General features: G+C 42.6%; 12 protein-coding genes. 7 read left to right on the top strand and 5 right to left on the bottom strand.

Going from position 1 to position 17126, the window contains the following annotated elements; all coding sequences use genetic code 11:
• The first annotated feature begins 40 nt into the window (after nucleotides 1–40).
• Genes PTT44_RS03070 through PTT44_RS03060 form a run of 3 tightly spaced genes read left to right on the top strand, consistent with a single transcriptional unit; the run spans nucleotide 41 to nucleotide 1651 of the window.
• Entirely contained in the window at nucleotides 41–565 is a 525-nt protein-coding gene (locus PTT44_RS03070) for a PAAR domain-containing protein (protein ID WP_126038362.1), read from the top strand.
• The gene (locus tag PTT44_RS03065) at nucleotides 555–1253 is read left to right on the top strand and encodes a zinc protease (protein ID WP_168158020.1); all 699 of its coding nucleotides are present in this window, start codon (nucleotides 555–557) and stop codon (nucleotides 1251–1253) included. The genes PTT44_RS03070 and PTT44_RS03065 overlap by 11 nt, the downstream gene beginning before the upstream one ends.
• Nucleotides 1250–1651 (top strand): NF045616 family extracytoplasmic (lipo)protein, encoded by a 402-nt coding sequence (locus PTT44_RS03060; protein ID WP_326942888.1) that lies wholly within the window; start codon nucleotides 1250–1252, stop codon nucleotides 1649–1651. Before PTT44_RS03065 ends, PTT44_RS03060 begins: the two co-directional genes overlap by 4 nt.
• Nucleotides 1652–1779: 128 nt before the next feature.
• On the opposite strand, the gene katG is transcribed toward PTT44_RS03060, so the two are convergent.
• The 3 genes from katG to PTT44_RS03045 all read right to left on the bottom strand — a co-directional run bounded on the left by katG (nucleotide 1780) and on the right by PTT44_RS03045 (nucleotide 6471).
• A complete protein-coding gene (katG, locus tag PTT44_RS03055; protein ID WP_168158021.1) occupies nucleotides 1780–3972 on the bottom strand; it encodes a catalase/peroxidase HPI in 2193 nt (730 codons plus the stop codon).
• A gap of 434 nt (nucleotides 3973–4406) precedes the next feature.
• On the bottom strand, nucleotides 4407–5462 hold the full coding sequence (locus PTT44_RS03050) for an MBL fold metallo-hydrolase (protein WP_125274605.1): 1056 nt from the start codon (nucleotides 5460–5462) through the stop codon (nucleotides 4407–4409).
• Between the two features lie 70 nt (nucleotides 5463–5532).
• Nucleotides 5533–6471 carry a cation diffusion facilitator family transporter gene (locus PTT44_RS03045; protein ID WP_168158022.1) on the bottom strand — a complete coding sequence of 313 codons (939 nt, stop codon included), beginning with the start codon at nucleotides 6469–6471 and terminating at the stop codon, nucleotides 5533–5535.
• Nucleotides 6472–6790: 319 nt separating this feature from the next.
• On the opposite strand from PTT44_RS03045, the gene hcaR reads away from it, so the two are divergent.
• Together hcaR and PTT44_RS03035 are read left to right on the top strand one after the other, a co-directional pair.
• Complete coding sequence (gene hcaR, locus PTT44_RS03040; RefSeq protein ID WP_168158023.1) at nucleotides 6791–7690, top strand: DNA-binding transcriptional regulator HcaR; 900 nt, start codon at nucleotides 6791–6793, stop codon at nucleotides 7688–7690.
• Between the two features lie 301 nt (nucleotides 7691–7991).
• A complete protein-coding gene (locus PTT44_RS03035) occupies nucleotides 7992–8669 on the top strand; it encodes a DUF1345 domain-containing protein (protein ID WP_058868856.1) in 678 nt (225 codons plus the stop codon).
• A gap of 259 nt (nucleotides 8670–8928) precedes the next feature.
• Here PTT44_RS03035 and PTT44_RS03030 read toward each other — a convergent pair whose 3' ends face one another.
• Nucleotides 8929–9597: an HAD-IA family hydrolase gene (locus PTT44_RS03030; protein ID WP_168158024.1), complete on the bottom strand. Its 669-nt coding sequence runs from the start codon at nucleotides 9595–9597 to the stop codon at nucleotides 8929–8931.
• 180 nt (nucleotides 9598–9777) lie between these two features.
• Nucleotides 9778–10716 carry an RluA family pseudouridine synthase gene (locus PTT44_RS03025; RefSeq protein WP_004692575.1) on the bottom strand — a complete coding sequence of 313 codons (939 nt, stop codon included), beginning with the start codon at nucleotides 10714–10716 and terminating at the stop codon, nucleotides 9778–9780.
• A gap of 757 nt (nucleotides 10717–11473) precedes the next feature.
• On the opposite strand from PTT44_RS03025, the gene PTT44_RS03020 reads away from it, so the two are divergent.
• Both PTT44_RS03020 and PTT44_RS03015 read left to right on the top strand, forming a co-directional pair.
• Nucleotides 11474–14923 (top strand): Rne/Rng family ribonuclease, encoded by a 3450-nt coding sequence (locus tag PTT44_RS03020; RefSeq protein ID WP_168158025.1) that lies wholly within the window; start codon nucleotides 11474–11476, stop codon nucleotides 14921–14923.
• A 170-nt stretch (nucleotides 14924–15093) separates the two neighbouring features.
• Complete coding sequence (locus tag PTT44_RS03015; RefSeq protein ID WP_168158026.1) at nucleotides 15094–16935, top strand: long-chain-acyl-CoA synthetase; 1842 nt, start codon at nucleotides 15094–15096, stop codon at nucleotides 16933–16935.
• Nucleotides 16936–17126 lie beyond the last annotated feature (191 nt).

Below are 17126 nucleotides of genomic sequence, written 5' to 3'. Positions count from 1 at the left end.
TGGTTTAATAACAATACCGTTAAAAAATTATAAAAAATAAATGAAAGCATTAATCACAGTAGGTTGTAAAACAGATCATGGTGGAATCATTGTTTTAGGTGACTCTTCTTTTTTAGTCGAAGGTAAGGCAGTACATCTTGATGGTATGACTCATTTTTGCCCTAAATGTAAAGTTCAATCACGTGCAATAGCTTCTAATCAAGGTTTTATGGTCGTGGGTGGAAAAAGCATTGTTGCTGTTGGTGATACCTCTAGTTGTGGATCAAAATATTTAAAAATTTCTGATTTAGCTGTGATGAGTAGTGGGGCTAGTAGTCCAAAAATTGTATCTAATAATACTAATAGTTTTGTAGCTGAACCTAATTTTAAATACGGACAAAAATTTGTACTACAGGATGAGTTAACAGGAGAACCTTTAGCTAATGTATGTTATGAAATATACATGAATGGTGAAACTTTCCACGGTAAAACGGATAAAGAAGGGTTTACTCATTTTATTACTAGTGAAACAGAAGAAGAACTAGAAATAAGAATAATTTTAGAGGATCATGAACATGGCGAATAGAGTAACAGGCAGAGGAAATCCTAAAAATACTGTTTTAAAGAGTATAACTTCTAAATTACAAAAAATAGATGCAGAGATGAAAAAACAAGCTGCTACTATTATTAAAGTCGGAAGTAAAAGACAGTTAACTTCTGGTGAAATAGCTATGTCTCGCCTGATTTTTAAAGATGCAATTGATTACTCTAAGGTCTGGATACATTTAGGTGGCTTAATACATACAAAAACAGGTAATGCCATGACGCCTGCTGGGGAAATCTATTTACCGAAAGATGATTACTTAAAAACACCTGACTATAGCAAAGCTACAGGTGAAAACCGTCATTGGTTTATTCATGAAATGGTACATGTTTGGCAATATCAAATGGGGACATCAACTGGTTGGCTTGGGATAAAACAATTATGTAAAGGAGGATATACTTCGGAGGTCAATTCTGTTGACTCGGACAATGAGTTAGAAGCCTATGACACGGACTTAGGAGGTCGAGATTTAAATAAAAAATTTCAAGATTTTAACTTTGAACAACAAGGTAGAATTATTGAGTTTTGGTTTGATGCTTGTTATTTACAAAAAGTTAATCCCAAACGGGATCATCATCAAAAAAGTTTACAATTATTAGGCTATGTTGAGAAAATATTAAGAGATTTTTTACTTAACCCCTCAAATAAAAATTTATTACCGAAATCGTGATTATGAAAAAAATAATATATAGTTTTGTAGCAATGGTGCTTATAGGTTGTAATCAGCAGAGTCGAGATCTTAATACAAAAATTATTAATGATAATTTATGTCTTTTCACGAATGAATCTAAAGATTATGGAAAAGATAATTTTCTAGTTCATTTTGCAAAAATTGACTTTTCTAAAGAATATAGAAGTGAATATGAAAAATCTTACTCAAAAACAGACTTACCTATTAGTGAAAAAAATTGTATAGCTATCCCATTAGATAAGTTAGAAAAAAATTTAGCTTATACAATTACTTTAAGCACTATTAATAAGTCATTTAACTCTCAAATTTGTATTTTAGAAAATAACAGCGGTATTAGTATTAAACAGGTAGAGGCTGGAAAAAGCACATGTGAATAACTCCTATCGCATTAATCCACTTTAAAATTAACATAATTCACGCCATACAAAAATAATACAAAATTTAATAATATCAATATATTGAAATAAAAAACCGTCCTTAAGGACGGTTTTTTATTTCAATTAAACTACTTCACGTCAAAACGGTCTGCATTCATTACTTTTACCCAAGCAGCAACAAAGTCTTTTACAAACTTCTCTTTGTTGTCATCTTGCGCATACACTTCTGCATATGAGCGTAAAATCGAGTTCGATCCAAACACTAAGTCTGCACGTGTCGCCGTCCATTGGGTTACCCCTGTCGCACGGTCTACAATTTCATAACGGTTTTTACCCACAGGTTTCCAATTATATTTCATATCCGTTAAGTTGACAAAGAAGTCATTGCTGAGTACACCCACACGAGCCGTCAAGACACCTTCTGGTGCACCTGCATAGTTTGTGCCGAGTACACGCATACCACCGACTAGAACCGTCATTTCAGGCGCAGTTAAACCGAGTAATTGTGCACGGTCTAACAACATTTCTTCAGGCTGTACGCTGTAATCTTCTTTGACCCAATTACGGAAACCATCATGCTTAGGGAGTAAATCTTCAAAAGAATACACATCTGTTTGCTCTTGAGTCGCATCACCTCGTCCTGCAAGGAACGGAACTTTGATATTCACACCCGCAGCATGCGCCGCTTTTTCAACAGCTGCCGTACCGCCCAATACAATCAAATCCGCAATGCTGACTTTTTTCGCCAGACTCGCCTGAATTTCTTCAAGCTTCGCCAAAACTTTGGCTAAACGCTCTGGTTCATTACCCACCCAGTCTTTTTGTGGTGCAAGACGAATACGCGCCCCATTGGCGCCTCCACGGTAGTCGGAACCACGGAAAGTCCGCGCACTGTCCCAAGCGGTATTAATCAATTCAACCGAAGTTAAACCACTATTTAGCAACTTCGCTTTTAAGTCTTCAATTTCAGCTTCAGACAAAACATAATCGACCGATGGAATTGGGTCTTGCCAAATTAGATCATCATTCGGCACATCTGCGCCTAAGTAGCGGGATTTTGGTCCCATGTCACGGTGAGTCAGCTTGTACCAAGCACGCGCAAACACTTCAGACAAGTAAGCTGGATCTGCATAAAAACGCTCTGAAATTTTACGGTATTCAGGGTCCATTTTGAGTGCCATATCGGCATCGGTCATCATTGGATTACGGCGGACATTGGGGTTATGTGCATCAACAGGTTTATCTTCCTCTTTGATGTTAATCGGTTCCCATTGTTTCGCACCCGCAGGACTGGTGGTTTTTTCCCATTCATAAGTGAACAGCAGATAGAAAAACTCGTTATCCCATTTGGTCGGGTGTGTGGTCCAAGCCCCTTCTAAACCACTGACCATGGTGTTCGCGCCATTGCCTGTACCTTCAGAGTTATGCCAACCGAGACCTTGGAACTCCACGTCTGCGCTTTCAACATCTGCCCCTAAGTTTTCGGCTTTACCATTCCCGTGCGCTTTACCTACGGTATGACCACCCGCAGTGAGTGCGACAGTTTCTTCATCATCCATTCCCATACGGTCAAAAGTGACACGCATGTCTTGTGCAGTCCGAAGGGGATCTTGGACGCCATCAACCCCTTCAGGATTGACATAAATTAAACCCATTTGTACCGCAGCTAATGGATTTTCAAGCGATTTACGGTCTTGGTCATTGGCATAACGGTTTGCCGTTGGTGCCAGCCATTGACGCTCTTCCCCCCAGTAAATGTCTTTTTCTGGCGCCCAAATATCTAGACGACCACCACCAAAGCCAAAGGTTTTTAGACCAGCTTCTTCATAAGCCACTGTCCCTGCAAGAACGATTAAATCGCCCCATGAAATTTTGTTGCCATATTTACGTTTGATTGGCCATAGTAGGCGACGGCCTTTATCGGTATTTACGTTATCAGGCCAACTGTTGAGAGGGGCAAAGCGTTGGTTCCCTGTGTTAGCGCCGCCACGTCCATCTTGTTTACGGTAAGAACCCGCCAAGTGCCATGCGGTACGTACAAACATCCCAATGTAACTACCATAGTCAGATGGCCACCATTCTTGGCTGCTGTTGATGAGTTCACGGAGATCTTGTTTCACCGCTTCTAAATCCAATGATTTAAATGCGGCTGCATAGTCAAAATCAGGATCCATCGGGTTGGTTTTTTTATCGTGTTGCGACAGGATGTCGAGATTGAGCGCATTGGGCCACCAATCAGAATTATTGGTGCTGGCTAAACTCGTTTGTCCACCATCTTTCTGGTGAAATGGACAACCTGATGCTTGCATATTCTGTGTCATGTCGAGCTCCAAATTTAATCATCAAATTATGATTATCATGAACCGTTTAAAGTAATTATTACTGTTCTAACATAGTCCCTTTTGATAACAATCTAAAGCGAGTTTTACGAATAAAAACAATCGGATTCTTCCATGTAAACATTTAAGAAAAAAAGAATTTTAATTTTTCAACAAGATAAGATCCGATGAAAACACAGCAAAAAGAAAGGCTTTTTATACGAGGTTAATGGGCATTTTCAATTGAGCTTATTGATCAAAACTCAGACAAGCCTTACCAGCAATGAGCGCGGCTCAGATTGGGTTAAAATTAAACAATAAAAGAAGCGTACTTTCTGTTTTTAGATTTATTTGAAAGATATTCTGATGATGTTGTTATGGTCTCGGTGATGACTGTTTTGCCAGCCATCACCTGATCTTTACATATAAAGCGCCCATTACACGCTTAAACGTCGACCTTCTCTTAAACAGACAAACGGATTCATCAGCTTCGAGCTATTTTTCATCGCCACTTTCAAGTCAATCTCAGGTTGTTCACGACTTTCATCGGTTAACTGAAAGGTACGATAGTGAATGGCCATCGAACATTTGGCATGCAGGTCTTTATGCGCTTGAAAAGCATCTTGCGGATTCATATGCATATAGCGCATCAGCTCACGCGGTTCATACGCCCCGATAGGCAGTAACGCAATTCGCGGTGCGCCAAAACGCTGATGCAGCTCTTTAAAGTGCGGTGAATAACCCGTATCCCCCGCAAAATAAGCATAGTCAGCGCCACAGTGAATACTAAACCCGCCCCATAACGCACGGTTTTGATCACGCAGCCCACGGCCAGAACCATGCTGTGCTGGGGTATAGACCAGTTTTAAATCATGCAGACGCGCCGACTGCCACCAATCCATTTCCAGCACTTGTAAGTGCTTGGGTAAATACCATCCATTGCCCAAACCTGTATAAATGGGCATGGCGAAACGCTCATACAACCAGTTCAGACTGGCAATATCCATATGGTCATAGTGGTTGTGGCTCAAAAGCACTGCATGGATGGTCGGTAAATCTTCCAAGGCAATGCCAGCAGGCATAACACGGCGAGGTCCCCGCCCTTGCTTCGGACTGACATGTTCCGCCCACACAGGATCGGTCAATAAATTATAGGGCCCAATTTGAAGTAATACCGTGGCATGACCCACAAACCACACCTGCCAATCCTTTAAATCGGCATGGGGCCGATCTTGCGGCAAGCTTTTTTTATCGGCATGAAAGTGTGCATACTCTTGCGCCAAATCCACATTCCATGTCGAAGATTTACGCTTAATCAACCATTTCAGCAAGTCGCCTCGGCTACGGCCCTCAGGTCGACGAACCGAATTGACAAAGCGAGTCCCGTTATAATGGTCGGAATGTAGAAACTGAAATTCGGGCTGTCGCCATGTATGGGACATGGTATTTTCAGTCGGAATTTGATAATGGAGTTCAGTTGATTTTGGCTTCATTTAACGTCGTTATCTTTATTGCAATACACCAGTAACAGGACCAGTTTTGAAAACTGACCTCTACCTTAACCTATTCCAAGCGTCCTTGCATTCGCTCTAACCACACTTTTTTTGATTGTGGCTTCACAAAGAGTGCCACAATTTCAGGATGTTTTTGTTTAATTTTTACTTCAATGCGATTAACACACGCTTCTATCTCATCGGTAGTGAGGTGATCTTCAAATTCTACACTCAACGAGGCCAAAACCTGCTTGGCACCCATTTGCTCGGTCAGTAAGCCGTTGGCCGACAGTACGCCTTCATCGTCTTGGGCAATTTTTAAGATATTTTGACGTACATGCAGGTCTGCGGTCTCACCGAGCAGCAAACCTTTGGTTTCTCGTGCCAAAAGAAAAGCGGACACCGCCAAAACCAGCCCAATCAGAATGGACGCCACTCCATCCAGTGCAGGCATATTTAAACGATGTGCCAAATAAATACCGAGAAAGGCAATCAACAGCCCAATTAATGCAGCAGAGTCTTCAAACAAAACGGTAAACGTGGTGGGGTCTTTACTGCGTCGAAAAGCTTCGAAATAACCTTGCTGACCTTTTGCCTTACGAAACACTTTCAGAGCAACACACCATGAAATACCTTCACTTACAAATGCAAAGCCAAGTACAACATAATTGATGGTCGGGTTTAGAATGGGTTCAGGATGCAAAATGTGCATGATCCCATTGTACATAGACACCAATGCCCCTAAGGCAAAAACCATGAGAGATACAATGAAGGCCCAAAAATACAGCTCTCGCCCATAGCCAAAAGGATGATTAAAATTGGCAGGTTTATTTGACTTCTTCAATCCATATAACAGTAAAATTTCGTTTAAGGTATCCACAACAGAGTGAATGGCTTCACTCAACATGGCAGAGCTGTTGGTCAAATAAGCCGCAATAAATTTTACCAGCGCAATGGCTAAATTCCCGAACAGCGCGGCATAGACCACCAGTTTATTTGAATCTGCCATATCGATTTTTAGCCCATATGTTCAATTAAATTATATTTATGTTTTTATCATATCCAATTTCAGCAAAACGCAATTGTATTTTTATGTAGTTCACTTCACCTGATTTTCAGGGGGATTGGAATGAACTATTTTCAATATTTAATTAATACCTTTTAGCAATTATTAAACTTGTTAATTCATATACGAAAATCTCAAAAATCAACCCAAGATCATTTATTTTCTCAATAATTGAATCGTCTTCACGGCATCATTATTTATCGATTATACTTTACCGCAGTCATGGTAAGACATTTTTTGGATTAGTCAGTGGGTTATTTATATGGAACTTAGACACCTTCGCTATTTCATTACTGTTGCTGAAGAACTGAACTTTAGTAAAGCAGCACTGAAACTTTATACCGCCCAACCCTCTTTAAGTCAGCAAATCAAAGACCTTGAAGAAGATGTCGGTGTGCAGTTACTGTATCGAACCAAGCGAAAAGTTGAACTCACAGAAGAAGGCGCTGTTTTCCTTGAACAAGCGCGTCTCACCCTAGCTCAGGCAGACAAAGCGGTCGCTATGGCACGCCAAGTGTCACAAGCCAAACAGCAGATGCTCCGCATTGGTTTTGTCCCTGTGGCGGAAATGAAAATCTTTCCTTATGTACTGCCCAATTTACGAGTACAAAATCCAGAGTTAAAAATTGAGTTGTTCAGTATGAACAATACTGAGCAACTACGTTTGCTGAAAAAAGGTGAATTGGACATTAGCTTTACACGAAATAATGTCCATAGTGATGAAATTGAAAGCCAGTTTGTACTGCGTGAACCACTCATTTTCCTGTTGCCGAAAGATCATCCTTTGGCCCAATACGAGCGAATTCCTGTTGAAGCGTTAAATGGCATTGATTTTATTATTCCCGCAGCCGAGCAGTCACAGACTTTGCACCAGACCATTTTGGAATTTGCCAAAGCCCACAATATTGAATTTAACATTGTGCAAAAAGCTGACAACATCCTATTCAATATCAATGCGATTGGCTTGGGGCTCGGCTGTACAATTTTACCTGGTTATGTTGCGCCACTTAGCATGAACAACACGGTAATTCGTCCACTTGAGGTTGAGCTGCCGTATTTGGATCTGTATGTGAACTATCGTAAAAATAACAGCTCACTGGCAGTGACTAAATTTATAGAATTACTGACTCGGGTATTTTATTTGGATATTAACCGCGAATAACTCCGCAGTGAGTCCTGATTATTCATCTCATTCGGCGCGCCACTATTTTCTGAATAAATAGTTACGCGCCTTTCTCATAGAACTATACGCTGTAAGACAAGCATATTTGCACCCTTATGTTTTTAAGCGATGTCGATGACATCTCGCTTTTTCATTTTGCATTCTTTTTAAGCTAGGATAGGCTAAGAAAAACAGGCTTTTGTCAAGTTCCCTACAGCTGAAGTCCGAACACAGACTGGTACTGAAGTAGATCTTGTGACTTTAGCTGCACGAAAAAAATAAAACGAAGAAGGAGAAAATTATGCCAGTGCCCACTTTGCAGCGTTTAAAAACAGCAATGAAATTTCGCCCCTTCTTTTTCATTAGTTTTTTGCTGACTGCTGTTTTTTATACGCTGCTGAATACATTTACCGACTGGTCTTGGTCGACCAATTTATTGATCAGTTGGAATATTGCCGTCTCAAGTTATTTAGTCAAAACCATGACCACCCTGTGGTCTGTTGACCATCGGCACATTCTGCAACATGCACAGCAGCAAGATGCCAGTAAATGGATCATTCTACTGTTGGTCATCCTGACTTTGCTCATGTGCTTAATTGCGATTGTATTAGAATTGACTCATCTTCCGAATGACCCAACCATCAAATACGGGCACTTGGCGCTGTCCTTACTCACCATTATTAGCGCATGGTTCTTTATGCATACCGTGTTTGCCATTCATTATGCACATGACTATTATCTGGCTCTCGCAGACCAACAAGATGCAGGCTTAGACTTTCCCAAAACGGCTCAACCGACCTATCCCGACTTTTTATATTTTAGTTATGTGATTGGCACTTCTGCGCAAACCGCGGATGTTTCCATTACCTCACGTTCGATGCGTATTCTCAATATTCTGCACATTATTTTAGCTTATGGTTTTAATACCTCTATTCTCGCCATTAGCATCAATGTCGCGGCGGGTTTTATCACGCTATAAGTACCCTGTTTTTCATTTCTTGGTCATCCTCTCAAATGACAACCATCCAATATAAAGACGATGATTGAAGTCCTTTCGACGAAACCTCACAAAAAAAGCTCCCAATGAAAGAGCTTTTTCAAATCACAAACCCAACAATTCAATCAACCGTTCATCAGCCTTAAAGCATACTGAAGACAAAAGCTTTGAAGATGATCGCCCAAAACAGGCAGACTCACTCTGACCATCTTCCACAGGCTATATATTTAGACGACTCAAGTTAAATCACTTGTTTAAGGTCAACATATTGCAATAAATACTGCTGCAAGCTCGGCACATCATCCGCGATGGCCAAAGGTTGATATTGTCTGAGCGTTTCAGGTGTATGCACCCCATAACTCACCCCGATTCTCGGCATGGCAATAGTACGTGCCATTTCTAGGTCATAACTGGTATCACCGACCATAATCGCGCGTTCAGCAGATACACCCGTTTCAGCTAAAATTTCTTCCAACATCAAAGGATGCGGTTTAGATTTGGTCTCACTGGCTGCACGTGTTGTCACAAATAGTGCTTGGCTCTGTGTTTGCGCTAATACTCGATCTAAGCCTTTACGACTTTTACCTGTCGCCACCGCCAACTGTAAACCCGCTTCACGTAAGCCATTCAACATATCGGCCACGCCGTCGAACCAGACATCGCCTTTCGAGTTCGCCACATAATGCTCGGCATAACATTGCAAAATCTCAGTATGTAACTCAGGTACTTGAGGAAATAATCGCTGCGCGACCTCTGGCAAACCTAAACCAATAATACTTTTTGCTGCATCAGCAGATAAGGGTTGTGCAAATTGCTGCGCGGCAAACAATAAACTCGCCACAATCTGCCCCACTGAATCAAATAATGTCCCATCCCAATCAAAGATTATCAGTTCTACAGGTTTGTTCATGCTGGGGTTCCAATATTTACTTTTATAAAGTCAATTTACACGATGCTTTTGCTACACGATGGCCGCAAGGATGTCACCGTTGAGCTGATTTGCACTTCGCTTTAAAGCAGTGCTTAAAGCGCGTACAAGACATTCCGTCAGCTCAACAAAAGCCATGTCTTAAAATGAAAGGGAAAAGAATTAATCCTTCTTCTGCGCTCTTAACTGCGCCACAATACTCTGCATATCTTCAGGTAACGGCGCTTCAATCGGTGCATAACCAGGAATGTCTAAACGCATTGCATGCAGACATAAACGACGCGGTTTCGGTCCTTTATATTCTGTTTCATGACCATACTTATCGTCACCGACCAATGGATGACCAATGCTTAAACCATGCACACGAATTTGATGGGTACGACCTGAAAGTGGCGATGCATAAACTAAGGTTGCATGCATAAAACGTTCAGCCACATTCCACTGCGTTTTAGACTCTTTACCTTCACTTGACACACGCACACGACGTTCACCATTGGCCAGTTCATAACGGTGCAAAGGCGCATCAATTAACTGCTTGTCTAAACTCACCACACCTTTGACTACAGCAGCGTAAGTTTTCTTAATTTTGTGTTCACGCAACATGTCTTGCAAACTTTTTAACACACTACGCTTTTTAGAAATCATCACCAAACCTGAGGTATCACGGTCAATACGATGAATCAGTTCTAAGTATTTTTTACCTGTCGCGGCACGTAAGCCTTCAATCAGACCATAAGCCACGCCACTGCCGCCATGTACAGCAATGCCTGATGGCTTATTGACGACCATCAAGCCCTCATCTTCATACACCACACGGCTGAGTAAACTCTGTGCTACTTTGTCAGAAACAGGCGCCGCATTTTCATCTTTTTGTTCATAGCGAATCGGCGCCACACGAATCTGGTCACCAATAGACAGCTTAGTTTCTGCTTTTATACGCTTTTTATTCACGCGAACCTGACCTTCACGAATCAGGCGATAAATACGACTTTTAGGCACACCTTTTAAACGGCTAAATAAAAAGTTATCAATCCGTTGCCCTGCTTGATGCTCGTCCACTTCAAACCACGTCACGTTTTGCCATTGTTGGGTAGAATTCATACAGTTACTGCGACCTAAAAAATACGGAATTTGAATAAAAAATGACCATTTAGGCTATGCTTTACACAAGAAAGACTAGCTTAGCCCATAGGCAGATGGTACAAGGTTTGATATAGTCAGCGCACGGATACCACCATAAGTGAGTCAAAAGCTTAATCATTTCAATTTTAAATTGAATAGTTAAGAAAATAACTCAACTCAGCTTGGAACGGTCCCAAAAGAATTATGCCGACGCCGAAGGCTTATTATATCGGCAAAACAGCAAACTGTTAGGTTTAATTGTGCATCTGCACATAAATCAGTTTGCCCCAAAAAAATATGTGACCAACGAAGGTTGGTTTTTAAACGTAAACTGATATACATCAGATTAGTCGCTCCCTGATGTCGTATTCAGGCCACAGCGTTGATGCATATGGATCTGTTCAGTTGTAAAGGTACGATGATAATTCCGTATCAAGACACCCTATCCAAAAAGAAGGGTTGCTCTTCGAGCAAATGTGACAGTGAAAGTTACTTACATCCAATGCACCGCTTGTCCGCCAGTGAAACGCGCAGGAGACTTTAATCGTTTAAAGATTGAAGCCGTATTGCCATCATCAATATGTGAATCAAAACCGAAGCCGATCAAAAAGGCAGGTAATAAAACTCAGACCACAATCGGTTTATTTGAGATCTGAGCAAAATTGGTCCGTGATGTTTGATGTTCGCTACGTGTTTAGCGATAGTTTGCTGTGTATCACTATTAGGTGTTACACCCATGAAACGTATGTTGATTAATGCAACACATGCAGAAGAGATTCGCGTTGCACTTGTCACTGGGCAGCGTCTTTACGATTTTGACTTAGAGAATCGTACCCGTGAACAAAAAAAATCCAATATCTATAAAGGTCACGTGACTCGCGTTGAGCCTTCTTTGGAAGCCGTCTTTGTTGAATATGGTGCGGGACGTCAAGGCTTCTTGTCTATGCGTGAAATTGCAAATTCATATTACCAAGCAGACCCACGCCAAACTTCAAACATTCGCGAATTGATCACTGAAGGCACAGAGCTTTTAGTTCAAGTTGAAAAAGAAGAACGTGGTAACAAAGGCGCTGCCCTTTCTACCTTCATTTCTTTAGCTGGTCGCTATTTGGTACTCATGCCAAATAACCCGAAAGGTGGTGGTATTAGCCGTCAAATTTCAGGTTCAGTACGTGAAGAATTGAAAGAAATGTTGGCGTCGTTAAATGTACCTCGTGGCATGAGCGTGATTGTACGTACTGCGGGTATCGGCCGCTCTCAAGAAGAATTACAACTCGACCTACAGCACTTACTTGATCTTTGGGCGCAAATCCAAAATACAGCAAGTTCTGGTCCATCACCAATGTTGGTTCACCAAGAAGCGGGTGTGGTGACGCGTGCAATTCGTGATTATTTACGTGATGATGTTGCTGAAATCTTAATTGATTCAGAGCAAGCCTATAACGAAGCCTATAACTTCGTAAAAGCAGTCATGCCTCGTCAAATCGACAAGCTAAAAACTTATACGCTAAATGAACCGTTATTTGCTCATTTTGGTATCGAAAGCCAGATTCAAACAGCTTATGAACGTGAAGTTAAACTTCCTTCAGGCGGTTCAATCGTTATTGACCAAACCGAAGCATTAGTGTCAATCGACATTAACTCTGCAAAATCAACCCGTGGTAGTGACGTTGAAGATACAGCGCTCAATACCAACCTTGAAGCAGCAGAAGAAATTGCACGTCAATTACGTTTACGTGACATTGGTGGTTTGGTCGTGATCGACTTTATCGACATGACCAAAGACCGCAACCAACGTATGGTTGAAGCGAAACTTCGCGAAGCAACACAAAGTGACCGTGCCCGTATCCAATTCGGTCAATTGTCTCGTTTTGGCTTGATGGAAATGAGCCGTCAACGTCTACGCCCTTCGCTTGAAGAAGCAACAGGTTATGTCTGCCCGCGCTGTCATGGTACAGGTATGGTGCGTGACTTGCGTTCATTATCGCTTTCAATCATGCGTAAAGTAGAAGAAATTGCGCTGCGTGAACGTCATGGTGAAGTTCAAGTACAAGTTCCAGTTGAAATTGCAGCATTCTTATTGAATGAAAAGCGTCACACGTTGGTTTACCTTGAACAAACCTCAGGTGTTCGTGTAACTGTGCTTCCGCACCCGCACTTAGAAACCCCACATTACGAAATTTCGTATAACCCTGAAGGCTTTGCACCAACCAGCTATGAACGTACAGAAGCAACACGTTCAAGCGAAAAAGAGTTGGGTTACGAGTCATCAGAATGGCATTTAGATGGCGCAGATCATGTGCATCAACATGCCGCTCCTGCGCCTGTACAACAAGAAAAAGGCAACAAAAAACCTCGTAACAACGCGCCACAACAACAAGTTGCGCAACAAGCCCCTGCTCAGACTGCACCTTCAAGCAGCCCATGTGCATGGTTAGAAAACTTGTTTGTACAAAAACAAGCTGCGACTGTCGATCAATCACGTTCTGCAAACAATGCTGCTGCTGCCATTGAGCAAATGGTGAATGGTGGTGCAGTAAGCCGTGGTCAGTTTGGTCAAGTTGGCACGCCTGCTGCGGCACCAGTTGCACCAAGCAACAATGTCTACATGAGCTCTGCACCTGTTCATGCAAAATCTGAACACCGTGAAGATAAGCATGTAGAGAAAGAAGAACGCGGCACACGCCACAACAAAAAGCGCCCTAATAAGCACAAAGAGTCACGTGAGCAAAATGCGCAACATGACAACCAAGTTCATGAAGAAATTGTGCAGGTCTCTCGTCAAGATCAACAGCGCCAAGATCGTTATGAACAACGTCCTGAACGCAATGAACCACAACGCCAAGACCGTCATGAACAACGTTCTGAGCGCAGTGAACAGCAACGTCAAGAACCGCGTGAAAACAAGCGTTCATCACGTCGCCAACACGGTGAGCAACAGCAAAACACTGATGTTCAAAACGAACAGCAAAATGCAATGCCACGTCGTGACCGCCGTAACCAACCTCGTCCAGAACGCCCAAATCGCCACCGCGACCCAAGTGTACTGAATGAGCAAGCGACTGAAGCAGCGCCAGCTGTGGTTCAAGAACCTCAAGTTAAAGTTGAGTTGATTGAAGCACCGCGTCAAGAAATGATCACAACAGCCCATGTGGTCAATGTCGATCAAGCGCAAAGTGAAATCGTGGCATTAACTCCGCCTGCACACACTGCAACCGAAACCAAGCCTCAGCAAGCGGCTGTTGCGAAAGCAGAAGTTGAAGTAAAAGCTGAGAAAGTGGTACAGGAGAAAGCAACTGAAGTTGTAGCAGCACCTGCTGAACAACAAGCAGAGCAAAAACCACGTGAAAGCGTAAAACGTGCCAGCAATGACCCACGCCAACGCCGTCGCCAACAACGCGCTGCACATACACAGCAAACTGAAATACCTAAACTCACACCTTCACAGGTGCCAACTTTAGGTCAGTACACCATCAGCAGCTTGATTCGCCATGTCTATGGTGAAGACTGTTCAGTGCTGATTGAGCAGTTTGGTTTAATTCCAACCTTCAACCGTGCCCTTCAGAAATTTACTGAAGAGTATGCAGCAACGTTAAGCAAAACTGTGACAACGCCTGCTGTTGAAGCAGAGAAAAAACCGGTCACCCGTGATGTTGAAATCACAAAAACGCAGCCTGAAGCAGAGCCAGTTCCAGTATTGGACCTGACACCGCCTGCACCTGTGTCTGAACAACGTGTTGCAAATGACCCGCGTGAGCGTCGTCGTCTAGCTAAACTTGCTGCTGAACAAGCTAAACAAGCACGTGAAACAGCACCTGTTGCTGAATCGTCAGCGCCTGAAACAGCGATTGTTACAGAAACGCCTGCTGCTGAAGCTGCGCCTGCTGTAACTCCAGAGGAAAACGAGCCTGCTCTTGTAACAGAAAGCGAAGCGCCTATTGCCGTTGAAAGCAGTGAAGTGAAAAGCATGGCTGATGTAGCTGCGGTTGAAGAAGTGGAAGTTGTTGTTGCTCCAGTTCAAGCCAAAGCGCCTAGAGCGTCAAAGCAAGCTGAAAAAGTAGAAGCGACTGAAACTGTATCGGAAACGGCTGCGGACGAGTCGGATAAATCAGACTCGGACAAGCCAGTTCGCCCACGTCGTCCACGTGGTCGTCCACCGAAAAAAGTGAGCCCGACCGAGTCGTAATTCGCCCTAGAGTTGTAAATTTAAAAAACCTAGTCATGTCAGTGGCTAGGTTTTTTTGTTATTTTCGTCAGATTAGGTTGATTGCACTAGACCGAAACGATTAAAAGAACAAGTGTAGAAACTGAGCACTATTCAAACGCATTGGATTGCATAAAATAATTAGGATTCATATGAGCCAACACCCATCACATGACCTCATTGGTATTACTGACGTTGCAGCAAAACTTCCTCAATTCATCAGTAAAGTTCCCAACTTACTCAGTGGATTAAAGCAAGCATATTTACGTACCCCAAACACCCCAGCAGGCCTCGGGATTGCTTTTGAAAAAGCAGTGAAGCGCAACCCTCACGGTATGGCCTTGCTTTTTGAAGATCAAAAATTTAGCTATCAAGCCCTCAACGAATGGGCAAACCAAATCGGGCATTATTTTTTATCCATCGGGGCAAAAAAGGGTGATGTCATCACAGTGATGATTGAAAACCGTCCTGAATTGGTTGCAACCGTGATTGCACTTGCCAAAATTGGCGTTACTGCGGCTTTAGTCAATACCTCGCAAGTCGGTAAAGTGCTGGCGCATAGTATTAATCTGGTCAAACCTATCGCAGTAATCGTGGGTGAAGAATGTCGTGCCGCAGTTGATGAAATCCGCCATGATCTAAATCTCACTGCGGATCGTTTCTATTGGTTTGCTGACCAAGAAACCCAAAAAGATGCAGGCCTTGCACCGCAAGGTTTTAGTAATCTTGCTGAAAAAATTGATGTCTTTGCCAAATTCAATACCCCTACCACACACAGTGTGCTGGGTAAAGATGGCTTATTTTATATTTATACCTCAGGTACAACCGGTCTACCTAAAGCCGTTATTTTCACGCATAGCCGCTGGACATTAGCTTATGGAACCTACGGGCACGTACTCAACCTCGGCAAAGACGATGTGATGTATGTCACCCTGCCGCTGTACCATGCAACAGGCATTGTGGTGTGTTGGTGTGGCGTGATTGCGGGTGCGGGCACCTTGGCTTTGCGCCGTAAATACTCCACCTCTGCTTTTTGGAAAGATGTGCAAAAGTTCGATGCCTCAGCCATTGGCTATGTCGGTGAGTTATGTCGCTACCTCATGGATGCATCACCTTCAGAATTAGAAAAAGGCCACCGTGTCACCAAAATGATTGGCAATGGCATGCGTCCGAATATTTGGGACAAATTCAAACAGCGTTTTGGTATTGAAGAAATTTTAGAGCTTTATGCATCGAGTGAAGGCAATGTCGGCTTTAGCAATGTATTCAACTTTGACAACACTGTCGGCTTTTCACCTACGCCTTATGCCATTATCCAGTTTGATAAAGAAAAAAATGCGCCTGTTTATGATGCCAAGGGTGGCTGTATCAAGGTCAAAAAAGGCGAAGTTGGTTTATTGATTGGTAAAATTACTCGCCGCTCCCCTTTTGATGGCTATACCGATCCTGAAAAAAATAAATCGGTGATTCTTAAAGATGTCTTCAAGTCTGGCGATGCTTATTTCAACACAGGGGACCTAGTCCGCGACATTGGCTTTCGTCATGCCCAATTTGTCGACCGCTTAGGCGATACCTTCCGCTGGAAAGGCGAAAATGTGTCCACGACTGAAGTTGAAAATATGGTCAGTGAATATGACAAAATCACCGAAGCTGTAGTGTATGGTGTTGAAATTCCAAACACCAATGGTCGTGCGGGAATGGCTGCGATTACACTGGCAGACGGCGCTGAACTGAATGAGCAGGATTTAGCTCAAATGCTCGTGAGCTTTAAAAAATGTCTGCCTGCCTATGCTGTACCCGTTTTCTTACGCGTACAAAAGCAAGTTGAAACTACAGGAACGTTTAAATACCAAAAGAACAAGCTCAAAGAACAAGCCTTTGACCCGAAAAAAACGGATGAACGCTTGCTGGTCCTGTTACCCAACAGCAGTGCCTATGCAGATTTAACGCAACAAGTCTTTGATAACATTCAAGCCTATCAATATCGCTTCTAAACTCGAATTGCTTGTTTTTTAGCTACCTAATCGCAAATTTGTTGTATTTATAATCAAACATCAACAAGTTTGCGATTTTTTACTTGCGCTCGATGCATATCTTGCTACAATACGCTCCATCAAATGATATGGGTCGTTAGCTCAGCTGGTAGAGCAGCGGACTTTTAATCCGTTGGTCCCGCGTTCGAATC

It is taken from the genome of Acinetobacter sp. Gutcm_16 (assembly GCF_028649355.1).
Classification (GTDB): Bacteria; Pseudomonadota; Gammaproteobacteria; order Pseudomonadales; family Moraxellaceae; genus Acinetobacter; species Acinetobacter johnsonii.
Note: the sequence above shows the minus strand (reverse complement) of the source record. Positions and strands in the feature narration are given on the sequence as shown.

Excerpts from the sequence above, each read along its gene's own strand:
- PTT44_RS03070 (WP_126038362.1), top strand. The coding sequence starts at position 41 with ATGAAAGCATTAATCACAGTAGGTTGTAAAACAGATCATGGTGGAATC.
- PTT44_RS03065 (WP_168158020.1), top strand. The coding sequence starts at position 555 with ATGGCGAATAGAGTAACAGGCAGAGGAAATCCTAAAAATACTGTTTTA.
- katG (WP_168158021.1), bottom strand. The coding sequence starts at position 3,972 with ATGACACAGAATATGCAAGCATCAGGTTGTCCATTTCACCAGAAAGAT.
- PTT44_RS03050 (WP_125274605.1), bottom strand. The coding sequence starts at position 5,462 with ATGAAGCCAAAATCAACTGAACTCCATTATCAAATTCCGACTGAAAAT.
- PTT44_RS03045 (WP_168158022.1), bottom strand. The coding sequence starts at position 6,471 with ATGGCAGATTCAAATAAACTGGTGGTCTATGCCGCGCTGTTCGGGAAT.
- hcaR (WP_168158023.1), top strand. The coding sequence starts at position 6,791 with ATGGAACTTAGACACCTTCGCTATTTCATTACTGTTGCTGAAGAACTG.
- PTT44_RS03035 (WP_058868856.1), top strand. The coding sequence starts at position 7,992 with ATGCCAGTGCCCACTTTGCAGCGTTTAAAAACAGCAATGAAATTTCGC.
- PTT44_RS03030 (WP_168158024.1), bottom strand. The coding sequence starts at position 9,597 with ATGAACAAACCTGTAGAACTGATAATCTTTGATTGGGATGGGACATTA.
- PTT44_RS03025 (WP_004692575.1), bottom strand. The coding sequence starts at position 10,716 with ATGAATTCTACCCAACAATGGCAAAACGTGACGTGGTTTGAAGTGGAC.
- PTT44_RS03020 (WP_168158025.1), top strand. The coding sequence starts at position 11,474 with ATGAAACGTATGTTGATTAATGCAACACATGCAGAAGAGATTCGCGTT.
- PTT44_RS03015 (WP_168158026.1), top strand. The coding sequence starts at position 15,094 with ATGAGCCAACACCCATCACATGACCTCATTGGTATTACTGACGTTGCA.